Annotated in this window: 2 protein-coding genes (1 of these 2 running past the window's edge); both read right to left on the bottom strand. The window is 66.8% G+C overall.

Features of this window, described 5'->3' with window-relative positions; all coding sequences use genetic code 11:
• Positions 1 to 27 precede the first annotated feature (27 nt).
• The gene (locus BM338_RS14490) at positions 28 to 1,515 is read right to left on the bottom strand and encodes a cytochrome P450 (protein WP_177229360.1); all 1,488 of its coding nucleotides are present in this window, start codon (positions 1,513 to 1,515) and stop codon (positions 28 to 30) included.
• A gap of 34 nt (positions 1,516 to 1,549) precedes the next feature.
• Positions 1,550 to 18,984 carry the 3' portion of a non-ribosomal peptide synthetase gene (locus BM338_RS14485; protein ID WP_090451852.1) on the bottom strand. Its footprint extends 14,626 nt past the window's final position, so the window shows 17,435 of its 32,061 coding nt (coding positions 14,627-32,061); its start codon lies beyond the right edge, outside the window; it ends in the stop codon at positions 1,550 to 1,552.

The raw sequence follows: 18,984 nt of genomic DNA, 5'->3' as shown, positions 1-18,984 counted from the left end.
GCACGCTGGATGCGGGCACGACGGCGTTCAATGGCCCTCCCCTACTGGCGGCACGCGCAACTTCAGACGCACCGGCACCGAGCTGGGCGCCATGAAGAAATTCAGCAGCTCCTTCGCCGGCGGCGCCTTGGGATCGGGCTCGAGTTCGAAGTTGCGCATGATCATCGCGACCACAACTTTGATCTCGGTCAGCGCCAGGAAGCGTCCCGGGCACAATCGTGCGCCGCCGCCGAACGGGAACAGCTTGCGGCTGGGATCCTCCTCCTCCGGGTCGCGCATCTCCGCGATCCAACGCTCGGGTCGGAATCGCTCGTGTCCGGGGAACTGCGCCTCGTCGCGCCCCTCGCCTGCCGTCGCAACAATGATGGCCGTGTTCTTTGGAATGAAGGTATCAGCGACGACGCAATCGGCATTGGCCGTGAGCCCGAGATACGGAGCGACCGCTTTCAGCCGCTGCGTCTCGCTGTGCGCCGCCTCCAGGTAAGAGAACGCCTTCATCTGCTCCCACTCGCGCGGCAGCGGCGCGGTGCCGAGCACCTGATCCACCTCGGCGGCTAGCGCGGTGGCAGCCGCCGGGTTCTGTGCCAACAGGCAGAGCATCCAGGCGATCGAGTTGGCCGTCGTGTCCTCGCCGCCGATCACGCTGAGGATCGCGTTGGCGACCAGCTCCTCGTCTGTGAACTCGGATTCGGGATCCTCGCTGGCCGCAATCATTGCCTCCAGCATATTGGCGGGCTTGCGCTGCAGCTCCCGCTGCTGCTCCATGCGCTCGCGCGTGTGGCGGATGAACTCCACCACCCTCCCCTCGATATCGGCAAACGAGCGCTCGGCCGCACGATCCACCGGTAGCTTGAAGTAGCGCCAGTACGGGAACGCCGCGGTGGTGCGGTTGCCCAGGCGCTGGAACATATTGTCGATATCGCGCTGCAGCGGGTCGCCGTCGTGGTTCACCGCATCGATGTCGTGGCCCATAGCGATGCCGACGATAGTATCCAGCGCCATCGCCTTGAGGTCGCGGCGCAGGTCCACGGCGCGACCTTCGGCCACCGCCGCTTTCCAGCGCTCCAGCATCCGCTCGGTCAAAGTGACCATCTTCGGAAAGAAGTTGCGGATGACCTCCGCATTGAGTCCGCTCATCACCAGTTTGCGCTGCTTTCGCCACGCAGCACCCTCGGCAGTGAACACGCCACCGATGTGCAGCTCATTCATGACCTGCTTCAGGCCGCCGTTGCGCCGGAACCCATCGGGGCGTTCGCGCATCACGCCATGCGCGGTGGCAGCGTCAGAGACGATCACGATGGTGTGGCCGAACACCTGCAGCCGGAACATCGGCCCGAACTCGCGCACCCAGGCAGTGAACTTCTGGTGCATCTGCCGGCCGCTGAGCTGCAGCGCATTGCCGACGAAGGGCTGGCCTTTTGGGCCGGGCAGATCTTCGATGCGGCGCGTGTAACTCAACTCGGCCGGTGCTTCCGCAGCCAGGCCGAGTTCGTCCGAGGCGATCGTTTCGTTCATGGCATTCCCCTCTTGGGCGGTCATGTTTGATCAATCAGGGGTTGGCAGCAGTGAAAGAGAGGTTCGACGCGTAACGTCCGATCCGCTCCGAGATATCCCGCGCGAGCTTTTCGACCAGCGGCGCCTTGACCATCGACAGGTGCGAACCGCCGATCCTCGACACCTCCAGATGCCGGCCCAGCAACTCGCGCCAGCCCAACGCAACGTCCTCGCCGTCGCGCCGATCCGCCGCGAAGTACGTCACCGGCAGCTGTGCCGCGGGCGGCCGATAATCGTCGGCCGCGCGGCCGCACGCTTCGTACAGCGCCACGGTGCTCCGCACCTCCCCAGCGTCCAGTCCGGGCGGCACCAGCGCAGCGTCGAAGCACAGCGCGATCATGCCTTCGAGGTCGCCACGCAGAGCCCGCGCCATCAGTTCGGGGTACGCGGGATGGCGGCGCCAATCACCGACCAAGTTCAGATCGAGCAGCCAGTTCAGCAGCGCACGGCAGCCATCGTGCTTGACCGGATGCTCGTCGCGCTGCTTCGCGCGCACCGACGGGCCGCTGGTGTCGATCATGCCCACGAATTGCACATCCTCGCCCGCCGCCAGCAGCCGGTGGGCGATCTCATAGGCGACCATGCCGCCCAGCGACCAGCCGGCCAGCAAGTAGGGACCGGACGGCCGCACTTCGCGGATAGCATCCAGATAGGTCGACGCCATGCCATCGATGCTCGCCTGCGGCGTTTCGCCCACCGCCAGGCCATACACGGGCTGGTTGGCATCCAGGTGCTGCGACAAGTCGAAGGCGTACTGCACGCCACCGCCGATGGGGTGGATCAGAAACAGCGGCGCGGCCGAGCCCTTTGCGCGGATCGGCACCAGGTTCGGATGCAGGCTGCCCTGCTTGCGCGAATCGACAAACGCCGCCAGCGCACCCAGCGTGGCATGCGAGAACAGGTCGCGCAGCTCGATCTCGGCAACGTGGCGCTTGCGCAGCTGCGAGACCAGCTGCGTTGCCAGCAGCGAATGGCCGCCCAGTTCGAAGAAGTCGTCGGTGAGGCCGACGTTCTCCACCTTCAGCAGATCCGACCACACCACCGCGATCGCTTTCTCCATGGCGGTACGCGGTGCGATGTGCTCGGCTTCGTCGTGCGCCATCTCCGGCGCGGGCAGCGCCTTGCGGTCGACCTTGCCGTTGGAGGTGAGCGGCATCACCGGGAGCGGCACGAAGTACTCCGGCACCATATAGTCGGGCAGCGTCTGCGTCAGGGTCCGGCGCAATACGGCCGGGTCCGGCAATGCCTGGCCATCGCGAGCCACCAGGTAGGCCACCAGGCGCGGGATGCCACGCTCGTCTGGCCGAGCCAGCACCACCACATCGCGCACAGCGTCCATCGCTGCCAGCGTCGATTCGATCTCGCCGAGCTCGATGCGCAGGCCGCGGATCTTCACCTGGTGATCGCTGCGGCCGAGATACTCGATGGTGCCGTCCGGCAGGTAGCGTGCAAGGTCGCCCGACAGATACATACGCGCGCCAGCCGTCGCACTGAACGGATTGGGGATGAAGGCCTGCGCGGTCAGGTCCGGGCGATTGACGTAGCCGCGCGCCAGGCCGATGCCCGCGATAAACAGGTGGCCCACCACGCCTACCGGCACAGGATTGAGGAAGTCATCGAGGATGTGGATCTGGATGTTGGCGATCGGTTTGCCGATCGGCACGCAGTTCAGCGCGCTGTCCTTGCGGCACTGCCAGTAAGTGACGTCGACTGAGGCTTCCGTCGGGCCATACAGGTTGTGCAGCTCCACATGGTCCCAGGTAGCAAAGAAGCGCTGCTGCAGATCCATCGGCAACGCCTGCCCGCTGCACATCACCTGGCGCAGCGAACGCCCGCTACCGGGCTCCACCTCGTTGAGGAAGACCTCCAGCATCGGTGGCACGAAGTGCGTGGTGGTGATGCCTTCGGCGTCGATCAGGCCGGCCAGGTAGGCTACGTCCTGATGACCGCCGGGCCTGGCAACGACCAACGTGGCACCTTCCAGCAGCGGCCAGAAGAACTCCCACACCGAGACATCGAAGCTGAAGGGCGTCTTCTGCAGCACGCGGTCGGCGCTGGTCAGCGGATAGGCTTCCTGCATCCATTGCAGACGGTTGACGATGCCGCGGTGATCGATACCGACGCCCTTGGGCTTGCCGGTGGAACCCGAGGTGTAGATCACGTAGGCCAGGTGGCCCGGCTGCGTGGCGTTGGCGGGATTGCCCGCGTCTTCGCCGGCCCACGTCCCGGCGTCGCCGTCGAGGCAGAGCACCGGCACGCCTGACACCGACGGCGCCGCGTGGCGCAGGTGTTGCTGAGTGAGGATCGCGGCGGGAGCCGCGTCCTCCACGATGGTTGCCAGACGGTCGGCCGGATAGGTCGGGTCCAGTGGCACGTAGGCGCCGCCGGCCTTCACGATCGCGTACAGGCCCACGATCATTTCGATCGAGCGCTCGGTGCACAGACCGACCAGCACGTCGGGCCCCACGCCGAGACGGCGCAGGTGACGCGCCAGGCGGTTGGCTCGCGCATTGAGTTCGGCATAGCTCAGTGACACGCCCTCATACACTACTGCTGCATGGTCGGGGCTGCGCACCACCTGCGCCTCGAACAACTGGTGCAGCGTGTGCGTGTCCGGCCCTACCCGCGGATAGACCTTCGCAGTGTCGTTGAAACCGTAGACGAGATGCCGGCGCTCGGCCTCGCCCATCATGCTCAGCTCGCCCACGGGCCGCTCCGGCTCGGCCACAATCGCCTGCAGCAAATGGCTGAAATGACCAGCCATCCGTTCCATCGTGGCGTGATCGAACAGGTCGGTGTTGTATTCAAAGCTGCCGTACAGTCCTTGCGGGCCTTCGCTCAGCGTCAGCGTGATGTCGAACTTGGCCGTCACCGTTTCGTGCGGCACCAGCTCCAGTTCCAGCCCCGGCAACGCCAGGTTGAGCGGTGCGTTCTGCAACACGAGCATCACCTGAAACAGCGGCGAGTAACTGGTATGGCGCTCGGGCTGCACCGCGCCCACCAGCTGTTCGAACTGCACGTCCTGGTGTGCATAGGCGTCGAGCGTGGTGGCGCGCACCTGTTTGAGCAGATCAGTAAACCCGGCGCGCAGATCCACCTGAGTGCGCAGCACCAGCGTGTTGACGAAGAAGCCGATCAGGTCCTCGATCTCGCTGCGGTTGCGGTTGGCGATCGGCGTGCCGATGCAGATATCGCTCTGGCCGGAATAACGGGCCAGCAGCACATTGAAGGCGGCACAGAGCGTCATGAACAAGGTGCCCTGCGACTTCCGGCTCAGCGCATGCAGCTTCGCACCGAGCTCGGCCGGGAGGGCGTAGGCCAGCGCGGCACCATCCTGACCCTGCGTGGACGGACGCGGACGATCGGTCGGCAGGGTCAGCAGTGTCGGGCTGCCGGCGAGCTGCTGCTTCCAATAAGCCAATTGCCGCTCCAGCACCTCGCCGCTCAGCCATTCGCGCTGCCAGCGGGCAAAGTCGACGTAGCGCATCGGCAGCTCCGGCAAGCTCGCGCCTGCTGAAAAACTGCGGTTGGCATACAGCGTGCCGAGTTCGCGCACGAGAATACCCATGGACCAGCCGTCGGAGACGATGTGGTGCATGGTCAACAGCAACAGATGCTCTTCGTCGGCCAGCCGCAGCAGGCTGGCGCGCACAAGCGGGCCGCCTTGCAGGTCGAACGGTGTGCGCGCTTCGTCGAGCATCAGCCAGCGCGTCTTCGCGTCGCGTTCCTTCGACGCGATGCCACGCAGGTCGTGCAGCACCAACGGCAGATCCAGATGCGCGGCGATGTACTGCACTGGCGTGTCGTCCGCACTGCCAAAGCGGGCGCGCAAGGCGTCATGGCGAGCGACTACGTCGTTGAGCGCACCCTCCAGCGCGCCGGCGTCCAATCGGCCTTTCAGACGGACCGCGGCGGGAATGTTGTAGGTGGGACTGTGCCCTTCAAGCTGGTCGAGGAACCACAGCCGCTGCTGCGCGAACGACAGCGGAAACGCCGCGTCCTGTGCCGCGACCGGTATCGGCTGCGGCGGAATCTCCAGTCCATCCAGCGTCGGCGCGGACATGGGCAGGCGCTGGACTAGCGCGGCCACGGTGGGTGCTTCCAGGATCGTGCCCACCGGCACGTCCACACCGAACTCGTCGCGGATTCGCACGGCCAGCTGCGTCGCCAACAAGGAATGGCCGCCAAGTTCGAAGAAATCGTCGTCGAGGGCGACCGATGGACGGCCAAGCAGCTCGCACCAGATGCGCATCATCGTATGCGCAGGATCAGCCATCCTGACCACGGGCGCCGCGGCGGCGACCGTCGCGCTGTCTGCTCGCACGGCACCCGAGACGGGTAGCGCTTCGGCGGCGTCGGGATAGCGTACATCCGTCCAGCAAAGCTCGCGCGCGAACGGATACGTGGGCAGGCTGACGCGACGCGGACGTGCCCCACCCGCGTAGAGCGCGTTCCAGTCGAACGCGAACCCCTTCACCCACAGATCCAGCAACTTGCCGTACTTGCCCTTGGCCACCCAGGCCTGCACGGCGGTCTGCATGTCCTCGTCATCGGCGAGCGCGGAGAAGGCGCTACGTTTTGCTTGCCCCATGTACAAGTCGTCGACTTCCCTGCTCCCCGCCACGAACGCCGCCAGCTTCACGCGCAGGTCGTCGAGTGATTGCGCCAGCAGAGCGAGCCGCTCCTCCATCGCTTCGCGACCCACCTGCAAGGTGTATGCGACGTCCATCAGCGTGAGATCCACGGCGTGGCGCTCGGGGGCGAGCGCCGCCAGCAACCGTTCGGCTCTTGCCTTGAGGCGCTCGGCATCGCGCGCCGAGAGCACGATCATGGCCGGACCGGACGGCTGACCCGCGCGACCTGGCATCGCCGGCTCGACGTATTCCTCGATCAGCAGATGGGCATTCGCCCCGCCCGCGCCGAACGAGGAGACGCCCGCGCGCCGCGGGAACTCACGACGGTGGCCGTCAACGTCGAGCTGTGGACGCGGCCACGGTGCCAGTGCCTGCTGCACGAAGAATGGCGTATCAGCGAAACGAATTTCCGGATTGGGCGTCGCAGCGTGCAGGCTCGGCGCCAGCATCGCGTGTTTCATCTGCATCAGCACCTTGCTCACCGCGACGAAGCCGCTCGCGCTTTCGCTATGACCCACGTTCGACTTGGCCGAGCCGAGCGCGCAGAACTGCCGCTCCTGTGTCCAATGGCGGAACGCCTTCGCCAGGCCAGCCACCTCGATGGGATCACCCAGATGGCTACCCGTGCCCTGCGCCTCCACATAGCTCACGGTGCGTGCATCGATGCCGGCACGGCGCAGCGCGTCGGTCACCAGCTGCGCCTGCATATTCGGATTAGGCACCAGATAGGCATTGGTCTTGCCGCCGGAGTTGATCGCACTGCCCTTGATCACACCGTAGATGTGGTCGCCATCGGCCACGGCGCGATGCAGCGGCTTGAGCACAAAGGCGCCCACCGCCTCGGCATCGACGAAACCGTCGGCGCCGGCGGCGAACGATTTGCACTTGTCGTCGGCGGACAGCATGGTCATCGAGGCCAGATCGATCAGCTGCGTGGGCGCCACGATCAAGTTCACGCCGCCGGCGATAGCGACCTCGCTGTCGCCGCTGCGCAGGCTCTCCAACGCGAGGTGGATCGCGGTCAGCGACGACGAGCACGCGGTGTCCACCGCCAAGCTCGGACCCTGGAAGTTGCAGAGGTGCGAGATGCGGTTGGCGATAGACCAGAAGCGTGCACCAGTGGCGTAATGCTCATTGCTGACACCGACGAAGACACCGATCTTGCGGCCCACGCTGAGGTTGGCGGCGGTGTAGCCCGCGTCCTCGACGCTCGCGTGCACCTCCTGCATGAACAACCGCTCCTGCGGGCTCATCAGGCGCGCCTCGCCCGGCGCGATGTTGAAGAACAGACGGTCGAAGCCCTGCACGTCGTCGAGCAGTCCGGCCCAGCGCGCGTAGGTCTTGCCAGGTTTGCCTTTATGCTCGTCGAAGAAGCGGCTGTGGTCCCAGCGCTCCGGTGGCACTTCCGTCACGCTGTGGCGACCGGCGGCGAGGTTTTCCCAGAACTGGTGAACATCGTTCGCGCCCGGATAGCGGCCCGACATGCCGACGATCGCCACGTCGAACGGCGCGGCGTTGGCGGGAACACTGGGAATGGTGGCCTCCACCGGCAGCACGTCCCTCGCCTGTGCGCCGCTCGCGTGGACCGGCGGTGCCGCGGGAGCCGCGGTATCGAGACCCGCCCAGCGGGCCAGCGCCGCAGGATCGGCCTGCATGAAATGCTCGACCAGGCCTTCGATGTCGCGGTGTTCGAAGAACAGCGTCGCGCCGATGTTTTGTGCGCCGAACACCTCACGCAAGGCCTCGGTTAGTTCCATGACGACGATCGAGTCGAGGCCGTATTCGTCGAAGCCAACCCCCGCCTCGATCACCTCCAGCGGCAACGACACGCGCCGGCTGATCAGTTTGCGGAATTGCAGGGTGCTCTTCTCGCGCAGGACGGCGGCGGAAGGCAGCGTGTCGGCATGGCTATGGTGCGAGGTGATGCCCATTGAATCGTTCATGTCGGGTGAGTTCCGTTCGTTGTTCGTTTCACGTGGCAGCTTGGGATTGACGGTACGCAGGCTGAGCTTTTCGAGACGGACGCAGACCTCGCCGTTCGCATTGCAGAGATCGATGTCGAGTTGGCTGATGTTGCTGCCGGTCGCCGCAGCTTCGGCATGGCGAACGTAGGCCCACATCTGGGCCACGCACGGCGCGAACACCTGTACGGCGTCGACCGCGAACGGCAGGGCCAGCGCGATGCCATCCTCGCCATGCGCCGCCAGGTGCAAGCCCAGCGAGGACTGCAGGGCGGCGTCCAGCAAGCTGGGATGCAGTACGTAGTCGGGCAGCGAAGAGGCGACCGAGGCCGGCAGCGAGATTTTCGCCAGCACCTCGCCCTTGCCCACGAACAATTCGTCCACGCCACGGAAGGCTGCCCCGTACTGCAAGCCCTTACGTTCGAAGACGGCATAGCAGCGTTCATGGTCGACGTGGGCCATGGCACAGCGGGCGCGCAATGAAGCGAAGTCGTGGCGGTCCGCCGATTCCGCCGGGATAGCGTCCGACGACGCGATGCCCTGGCTGTAGACGGCCCCGCCATCACCGCGCAAGGCGAAGCGGAATGCGCCGTCCTGCTCCGGCATCAGCGTAAGGTTGAGCGACAGTCCCGCCTCATCCGCGACCGCCGGCCGCACCCACGTGACCTTCCCGAGACGAACGCGCGCCGAACCGGGCATCGCCGCCTGAGCGGCCGCGCGCACCATTTCCAGCTGCGCCACGCCGGGCAGCACGCGGCGTCCCTGCACGCGATGGTCGGCGAGGAAGAACTCTTCGCCATCGAAATGGCTGGCATAGCGCCGCGCCGATGCGTCAGAGGTGTCGCGATGGAGCATCGGGTGTGGGCGGACCGACGGCGTGACGCGTGCCTCCGTTCCCGTCCAACGCGCCATCGCGTCCGACTCGGTCGTGACGAAATGATCGGCCAGCGCGTCGATCGTCGGGTGTTCGAAGAACAGCGTCGAAGTGACCCGGTCCTCAATGCCGATGTCTTCGAACGCCGCGCGTAGGGCATGAGTCAGTTCCAGCACGAGAATCGAATCCATGCCGTAACGGTCCAGCCCCGTCGCGGTGTCGATCTCGCTGGCCGGGATCTTCAACGCCTTGCCGACCAGCTTCGCCAGCCGCGCACGGCAGCGTTCGCGCAGCGACGCTGCATCGGCGCTCGAACGCACCGGCGCCGCTGCGGCGGGATGCGAGACAGTGGCGATATCCACGCGCGCAGACACACTCGCAGCCGCACCTGCCTTCAGGAGCCGCTTCTGCAAGCTCACGCCGTCGCTCTCGGCCACGATCACCTGCTGCCCCAGGCCATGCGCCGGCTCGGCCGGGAAATGCACGTGGCGATAGCCTTCCTCGCGCAACACCGCATCCCAGCGCGCCGGCGACAGGCTCGGACAACCCGATATGCGCAGCGCCTCGTCCTCATACAGCCACCAGCCGTCGAGCAGGCCGAATGTCAGGTGCGACCACAGCTCGCAGCTGGCCAGTTCGTTGAGCATGAGCAGGCCGTTCGCGCCGAGCAGGGCCTTGGTGTTGCGCAGGCTTTCGCGGATGTCCCTGGTGGCGTGCAGTACGTTGGTGGCGATGGCGAGGTCGTAGGCCCCGACTTTGATGTCCTGCCCTTCCAGCGGGCTGCCGATGTCGAGCAGCCGGTACGCGAGATACGGGTAATGCGGGCCATATTTGCCTTCGGCATGCAGCAGGAACGCACGCGACAGGTCGGTGTAGCAGTACTCCCCGATGTGCTCCGCGTAGGGCGCCAGCCGAGCCATGACCCGTGCACTGGTGCCGCCGGTACCGGCGCCGATCTCGACGATGCGGATCCGCGCCGCCGGATCGCGCGCGACGCGTGCCGCCACGAAGGCGAGCACGGCATCGCACAGCACGTCGTTGAAGTGATCGGCCACGGCATTGCCCTGGTACACGCCCTCGACCAGCCGCATGGACGAGTCCGGGAACATCACCGCCGTAGCCTCAACACGCCCCTGCAGAATCGAGGGCAACGCGCGCAGCATTGTGTCTACCAGCGCCACCTGGGCCTGACGTACGTTGCCCGCGCCCAACCAGGCCGCCTTGCGCTCGTTCCATGCGGCCCATGCGCGCTCGAGCGACGGTGCGGCGGTGAACTCGGCCTCTGCGATCCAGCGCAGACTGTGGCGCAGCCAGCGCGCATGCCGCGACGCGACGAGCGCCGGATCCGTCAAGCCGTGCGCCTGCAGTTCACCACGCAGGATCGCGAGCGCGAGACGGTCGATCTCCCTGCCCTCCGCCGCAAGCTGTGCGGCATCGCCCGGGAAAACCGGCGCGGCGCCCTGGGCCAGCGTCTGCGCCAGCGAGTCGAAGCGGGCCGGATGCAGGCTGACTCGTGCATCGCCGACCAAGTCGAACACGCCGCCGCAGACATCCTCCCGCGTCGCCTTCAGGAACCCGAGCTGCGGCATGGGCGAACGCAACAGCCGGTCGAGCGCCCGCATACCTTCCCCAGGCTCGATCGAGCCGATGCCCTGCCGCGCCATGCGCTCGCGATAATCGTCCGAAGCGACCGCGCCGATACTGCCCCAGTAACCCCAGTTCATCACCTTCACGGGATACGGCAGGCGCTTGGCCAGATGCAGCGCGTAAGCGTCCTTGAAGGTACAGCCTGCCGCGTAGCTGCCCTGCCCCGCCGCGCGCACGAAACCAGCCAGCGACGACAAGAACAACATAAAATCCAGCGGCAAGGCGCTGTACACCTGAGCGATCCTCACGCTCGCATCGACCTTCGCCGACAGTCCCGCGCGCAGACGTTCCTCGTCCATCTGGGCCACGCTCTTGTCGAGCAAATCGATCGCCGCATGCACCACGCCATGGATCGCTCCATGGCACGCGAGCACCTCCTCGCGGACGCGCTCCAGCGCCGCGCGGTCGGAAGCGTCGGCCGCAATGTAGAGCGGCATCGGGCCGAACGCGCCCAATCGGGCCCGCGCCTGCGCGATGGTGTCGTCTTCGGGCCGACGCCCGATCCAGACGATCCGCGCGCGGTACGTGCGGATCATGTGTTCGCTCCAGGCCTGGCCGATGCCGCCCGCACCGCCGATGACGATGTAGACGCCGCCCTCGCGATACGGTGATGCGCCCTCAACGGAGGCCGCATCGATGGGCGACAGCACTTGCCTGAACCACTGGCCGCCGCGCCACGCCAGCGTGGCGCCACGCGGCTCATCGACCAGCCGGCACATCGTGTCGACGGGCCACGCGCCTTCGCGCGCCAGGTCGAGCAGGCGCAGGCGCCAGTGCGCGAATTCCTTCGCCACCGCACCTGCGAAACCGTGCACGGCGGCATGCCGCGGCGCGATGGCGTCGGACCCGTGCACGGCCTGCGTCTGCACGGTCACGATGGTCCAATCGAGCGCACGCTTGTCGAAGCCAAGTGCAAGCAGCGCCTTGATGAGACGGAAGCCGGCAATGACGCCGCGTCCCTGCGCGTCGACCAGTGACTCGTCGTCATTGGACGCGCCGGCCTCGTTGATATCCACCAGCCAGACCAGCCGGTCAAAGGAGCCGGATGCGCGCAAGCGATACTCGATCGCTGCGATATCGGCCAGCGCGGGCCATTCGAGCGCCGCCGCATCCGGCAACGCGGCGAGCAGCGCGGCCCGTTGCGTGGGTGAGCCGCCAACGATCAGGCTGCGTCCTTCCTGCGCAGACGGTGCGAGCTTCGGCTCGACGACCTGCCAGGTCGGCAGCAGCAGCCATTCGTGACCACTCGCTGCGGGCTCCGCCACTCCACCACGGCTCGGCATCGTTGCATCCGGCACCCAGTAACGGCCTCGCGCGAACGGGTACGTGGGCAGGCTGATGCGGCGCGGCGTGCGTGCCCCGTAGAGACTGCGCCAGTCGAACACCAGGCCTTGTACCCATGCATCGAGGAGCTGATCGAAATCGTGAGCCTCGACCCAAGCAGCGACCGTCCGCGCATCGTGCGTGGCATCTCGGCGTCCGCGCGATGCTGTGCCGCGATGGACGCGCCCAGCCTCTTTGCCGCCGGAGACGATCAAGCGCAACTGGTTGCGCAGCTCGTCCATGGACGTCACGACCAGCGCAAGCCGCGTCTCCATCGCCTCACGTCCCACCTGCAACGTATAGGCGAGGTCGGCCAGATCGACCACGTCGCTCGTGACGAAATCCAGCAGCAGGCGAATCTGCTCGCGCAGCCGTTCCTCGTCGCGCGCTGAAAGGAGCACTGCCACCGGCCCTTCGCTCGATGCCCTGGCCGTCACCGGCGCCAGGTACTCCTCCAGCACGACGTGCGCATTCACCCCGCCGAAGCCGAACGAACTGACGCCCGCGCGACGCGGCAGCACCTGGCCACGCGCATCACGCAATGGCGCCCATTCGCCTGCATCGCGCACCACGTAGAACGGGCTGCCGTCGAGTTCGAGATACGGATTGAGCCGGTCGCTGTGCAGGCTCTTCACCAGCATGCGGTGCTTCATCTGCAACAGCACCTTGACCACACCGGCGACGCCCGCCGCCAGTTCAAGGTGGCCGATGTTGGTTTTCACCGAACCGAGCCCGCAATACGGCGCAGCGACCGCCTCATCGCCGAACGCCGCCTTCAGCCCTTGCACCTCGACCGGATCGCCCAGTCGCGTGCCGGTGCCATGCGCTTCGACGTAGGTCACCGTGCGCGGATCGACACCGGCCTGCCGCTGCGCCTTGCGGATCACCTCGGCCTGCGCCGTGGGATTGGGTGCCGTCAGCGAATTGGCGTGGCCGCCGTGGTTTTCCGCGACGCCGCGTACGAGACCGTAGATATGGTCGCCGTCGCGCTCGGCGTCGGCGAGCTTCTTCAATACCAGCATCGCCACGCCTTCGCCGCGCACGTAGCCGTCGGCCTCGGCAGCGAAGGTCTTGCAGCGGCCGTCCGCGCTCAGCATGCCCGCCTTACTGAAGCTGATGTGCGCTTCTGGCGTCACGATGGTGTTTACGCCGCCGACTACCGCGACCGACGCATCCCCTCGTCGGATGGCGGCGACACCGCGCGCGATCGCGATCAGCGAGCTGGAGCAGGCCGTTTCCACCGGCTCGCTCGGACCATGCCAGTCGAACAAAAAGCTGATCCGATTGGGCCCAACCGAAGGCACGCCGCCGGTCGAGGCATAGGCCTCGCCACCCAGCCCCGCGCGATCGATCAGCCTGCCGTAGCCCGTGGCACCGGTGCCGATGTAGACCGCCGTATCGCTGCCCGCCAGCGCGGCACTGGCGTAACCGGCGTCTTCCAACGCCTTCCACACGTGGATCATTACCAGCCGCTGTTGCGGATCCATCAGCTCGGCTTCCTTCGGCGAGATGCCGAAGAACATGGGATCGAACTCGTCGACACCATCAATGAAGCCGCCCCAGATGATGTTGGTCCGGTGCGCTTCGCGGCCCGGATCGCCGTGAAGGCTGCGCCAGTCCCAGCGTGCGGGCGGGATCTCGTCGATGCAGTCGCGGCCGTCGCGCAGGTTCTGCCAGAACGCGTCGATGTCCGCTGCGTGGGGGAAGCGGCCGCTCATGCCGACGATCGCAATGGATTCGCCGGCGATGGGTTCGTCGATGACTGGCGCGGGCTCAGGCTCCTGCGTTGCTCTCGGCGACGGCGCACTCACCGATGCAACGGAAGCGTTCGCCACGGCGCGAGTGCGCACCGGCGACGAAGCGACCACAACACCGTGATCGCGCATGAGGTGATCGGCCAAACCGTTCAGCGTGGGATGTTCGAAGAACACCGTCGGCGTCAGCCTGAGCTGGTAATGCTGATTCAAGGCGTTGCCGAATTCGGTCAGCGAAACGGAATCGAAGCCGTATTCGCTGAAGGTCGTCTCGCCGTCGAGGTCCTCGGGCTTCACTTTAATCAGCGACGACACGAGGTTCGCCAATGACTGCCATAGCGCCTCGCGCGACGATGCTGCCGTCACCGCGATTTCTTCGTCCTCCGCCACTGCAAGGGGCCGTTCCACCGTCGTCGGCGATGCCGTGCCCAGCACGGCATCGCGGATGCGCTCCGGTTCGCCAGCTACCACCAGCAGCTGATGGGCATCGCTCGTCCACGCGTCGCGCAAGATCCGCACGCCCTCTTCCGAGGACAGCGGATGCATGCCCAACTGCTGGCGCATCATCGTCCGCGTGGCGGCATCCACCCGCATGCCTCCCTCGGCCCATAGCGGCCAATTGATCGACAGCGTGCGCCCACGGCGTTCGCCGCGGACCACCCGCTCTGCGCGCTCGTGCACGAAGGCATCCACGAACGCGTTCGCTGCTGCGTAGTCGGCCTGCCCCACGCTGCCTATCGCGCCAGCAATGGACGAGAAGCAGATGAAGGCATCCAACGCCATGTCGTGGCTTGCCCGGTCGAGGTTCAACGTGCCCGCCACCTTGGCGCGCAGCACCTGACGCAATTCCTCGTGCGTCTTCGCGACAAGGAAGCTGTCGCGCACCACGCCGGCGCTGTGCACGATGCCGTCGAGGCTTTCGAATTCCTCCGGGATGCCGCGCACCAGCGCAGCGACAGATTCGGCGTCGGCGACATCCACCGCGTGGTACCGCACGACAGCACCCAGTGCCTCGAGCTGGCGCAGCTGTTCCCGGATGGTCTCGTCCGGCGCCGAACGGCCGGTCAACACCAGCACCGGGTTGTGCACTTCGCTGGCGATCGCGCGAGCGAAGATCAGGCCCAGCCCGCCAGCGCCGCCGGTGATCAGGTAGACGCCACGGTCCTTCCATGGTGAGGCGGGATGCGTCGCGGGGCGCGCTTCCATCCAATGGATAACTTGCCGCTCGCCGCGCAGGTGGCGCACGCGCGGCGCTTCGCCGTCGTCCTGCAGCGCGCGGACCACGTCCTGTCCAACATCCACAGCGATCAGCTGGCCGATCAGGCGCGGACTCTCCAGCCGCGCTGTGCGCAGCATGCCATCCAGTCCCGCCAGCGCCTGCCGCTCGCCTTCACGCGGCACGACAATCTGGATCAAGTGGCGGCCCGCCTGGGCAGTCAATCCTTGCAGCTTTTCGAGCAACATCGCCGCCGCCGCTTCGAAAGACGCGGCAAGATCTGCTGCGGTGGGCGCGACAAGACACGTCGCCTCCGGGAACCGCTCCTGGATGCGCGCTGCTTGCCCGTCTTCCAGTCCGCACAACAGCACGAGACGCGAGGCGAAGTTGTCGCCGTCGCTGGCGGCGATCGGGCGAGCCGCCCACGCCGGCCGGAACATCAGTGTCTCGATCGGGCCGGCGGATGCCTCCGGCATGCTCGCGTGGTCGACGCTCGATGGAAGCTGTGCCGTGCCCGCCGGGAGCCAGTGACGCTCGCCCGCGAAAGGATAGGTCGGCAAGCTGACGCGGCGCGGGTGTACGTCGTCGCCACGAAGGCGTCGCCAGTCGAGATGGAGCCCCTTCGTCCACAGGTCGAGCAGGCGGTCGTATTTGCCCCGCGCGAACCAGGTCGCCACCGTGCCCGCCATATCGTCGTCGCTCGCCAGCGCAGCGAGCGCACCGGCGCTGCGCCGCGCCTGCCCAAGGTAGAGGCCCTCGACGGCGGTCTCGCCGGCAAGCCAGGCGGTCAGCTTGTCGCGCAGTTCGTCCAGCGAGTGCACGAGCAGCGCCAGGCGTTCGTCCATGGCTTCGCGCCCGACCTGCAAGGTATACGCGAGGTCCGCCAATGTGATGTCCGGCGTCGCCAAACACGCGAGCAGTTCGCGCGCCCGCTCGCGCAGGCGTTCCTTGTCGCGGGCGGAGAGCGGCACCATCGACGGACCGGCCGATACCGGCGTCACGGCGGGCGACACGTACTCCTCGACCACGACATGGGCGTTCGCCCCACCCGCGCCGAACGAGGAGATGCCCGCGATACGCGGCCGCTCGCGACCGTCGATCACCGGTCGCGGCCACTCAGCGAGTTCCTGCTGCACTACGAATGGCGTGGCATGGAAGTCGATGTTCGGATTCAGCACGGCCGAGTGCAGGCTGGGTGCCAACTGCCGATGCTTGAGCTGCAGCAGCACCTTGGTCAGCCCCGCAATGCCCGCCGCGCTTTCGGCATGGCCGATGTTCGACTTCGCCGAACCGATCGCGCAGTAGCCTCTGTCCTGCGTCCAATGACCGAATGCCTTCGACAAACCAGCGATCTCGATGGGATCGCCAAGGCTTGTGCCCGTGCCATGCGCTTCGATGTAGCTGATGTGGCGCGCATCCACGCCACCAGCGCGCAGGGCGCGCTCGATGACCTTCGCCTGCGCGTTCGGATTCGGCACCGTGTAGCCGTTGGTCTTGCCGCCGTGATTGACCGCAGTGGCCTTGATGACACCGTAAATGTGGTCGCCGTCAGCCCGCGCCTGCGCCAGCGGCTTCAACAGCACCGCACCCACACCCTCGCCCGGCACGTAACCTTCGCCACCCTCGCCGAAGCTCTCGCAGCGGCCCTTGGCGGAAATGAACTTGCCCTGGGCCAGCACGAGGTACTTGTTCGGGTGGATCGAGACGTTCACGCCACCGGCGATGGCCACGACGCAACCGCCGCGCGCCAGGCTTTCGCAGGCCAGATGGATCGCCGTCAACGACGATGAGCACATGGTGTCCAGCGCCAGGCTCGGACCGTGGAAGTCACAGAAATACGAGATCCGATTGGCGATCGACGCCGGGCTGCCCGGCGCGGCGACGAAACGGCCGCGCGCCTGTTCCTGCGCGCCGTAGAGCTGGTATTCCTCATACATCACACCGGCGAAGACACCGACGTCGCCATCCTCGGCGACGTTCTCGCGCGTGTAGCCCGCATCTTCCAGCGTGGCGTGCACGCATTCGAGAAACAGGCGCTCCTGCGGATCCATCAGTGCCGCTTCGCGCGGCGAGATGTTGAAGAAGCGCGCATCGAAGCGGTCCACGCCGTCGATGAAACCGCCCCACTTGCCGTAAGTCTTACCCGGCGCGTTGCGATCCTCGTCGAAGTAAAGGCTGTGATCCCAGCGGTCGGCCGGGATCTCGGTGATGCTATCGCGCCCCTGGCTGAGGTTGGTCCAGAACTCCTCGAGGTTGCGCGCCTGCGGGTAACGGCCGGCGACGCCGATGATGGCGATGCCGTCCTCAGGTGCGTCGGCCCGTGCGGCGAAGCGCGTGCGCAGACGGCTCGCGGCGACTGGTGCGACCGGCGCAGGCACCGTGCCAGTGGATGTAGGCGCAGTGACGGCGGAGCTTTCCCCCAGCAGCTTGGCGAGCGCCGCACGATGGTGTTGCAGGAAATAATCCGCCAGCGCGGCGATCGTCTGGTATTCGAAGAACAACGTCTTCGGCAGTGGCCCGAAGGCCTGCTCGAGCCGCGCAGTGAGATCCAGCGTCATCACCGAATCGATGCCATAGGCCTCCAGCCGTGCCTCGGCATCGATCCGCTGCGGCGGCAGCTTCAGCGTGGCCGACAGCATGCGCACCAGGTAGCGCACGCTGCGTTCGCGCAGATCCCCCGCCGTTGCGTCGAGGCTTTCCGCTTGTCGTTCCGGCGCAGGCGCGCTGCGGTGTTCGATGCGATCCGGTGTGCGCGCCTCAACCATCGGCGCCACACCCAGGACTTCCGCCCTAAGCCGTTCCGGGTCACCCGCCACGACGAGCACCTGCGGCGAATCCAGCGACCAGGCCCGGGCCAGGGCGTCGCAGCCGTCAGCCGTCGCCAGGGGCGTCATGCCCTTTTCCTGCAACAGGTGGCGCCGCGTGGCGGCATCGACCCGCATGCCGCCCTGCTCCCACAACGGCCAGTTCACCGACAGCGTGCGGCCATGGCGTTGGCCTTGCGCGACCAGCGTGTTGCGTTGGTGAGCGAAGGCGTCAATGAACGCATTCGCCGCTGCATAGTCGGCCTGCCCCACATTACCGATCGCGCCGGCGAGGGACGAGAACACAATAAAAGCGTCGAGGGCGAGTTCGCTACTCGCCTCGTCCAGGCACAAGGTGCCGGCGACCTTCGCGCGCAGCACGTCGCGCAGATCGTCATGCGTCTTGCGCAGAATGAAACCGTCGCGCAGGACACCTGCGCTGTGCACGATGCCATCCAGCCCGTCGGCGTCGGCGATCTCGCGCACGCATGCGAGCACGGCTTCGCGATCGCCCACGTCGAGCGGGCGATAACGCGCATGCACGCCGAGCGCGGCGAGCTCATCGAGGGCCGCCTGTGTCGCGCTGCTCAGCGGCGAACGGCCGGTCAACACCAGGATCGCACCCGGCGCTCGCCGCGCAATGTCGCGGGCGAAGATCAGGCCGAGGCCGCCGGCGCCGCCGGTGATGAGGTAGGTGCCGCCCACCTTCCATGGCGGCACCGCATCCAACGCTGGCGCCGCTTCCACCCACGCTGCCACCTGGCGCACGCCATCCGCGTAGCGGATCGAGACGGTGTCGTCGCCGCCGTTCTCCGTGAGCACGCGCACCACGTCCTGCCCCGCCTCGACGCGGATCACCTGGCCGCGGATACCCGGGTTCTCCAGCCGCGCTGTACGCAGCATGCCTTCCAGTCCCGCCATAAGCTGGCCGGCGCCCTGCGTGGGCACGACCACCTGCACCAGGCAGGGGCTGGGCTCGGTGGCCCAGGAGCGGAGCGTTTCGAGCAGCGCGGTTGCCGCCGTTTCGTACGCCTGCGCGGGATCGTCGCCGATAGCGACGCTCGTCGCGTCGACGAACGTCGTGCGCACCTGCTCCAGCTCCGACGGCGCGAGGCCGCAGAGCAGTACGGCATGTTTTGCGGCAGCGCTTGCCATAACGCCGGAGACCTTCCGGACCTGCCACGCAGGCGTGGCCAGGAGAACCTGCGCAGCTTCGC

It is taken from the genome of Dyella sp. OK004 (assembly GCF_900114495.1).
GTDB lineage: Bacteria > Pseudomonadota > Gammaproteobacteria > Xanthomonadales > Rhodanobacteraceae > Dyella_D.
This window is presented reverse-complemented; position numbering and strand designations above follow the sequence as displayed.

What these genes read in the sequence shown, in the direction of transcription:
- BM338_RS14490 (WP_177229360.1), bottom strand. Translation starts at nt 1,515, where the DNA reads ATGAACGAAACGATCGCCTCGGACGAACTCGGCCTGGCTGCGGAAGCA.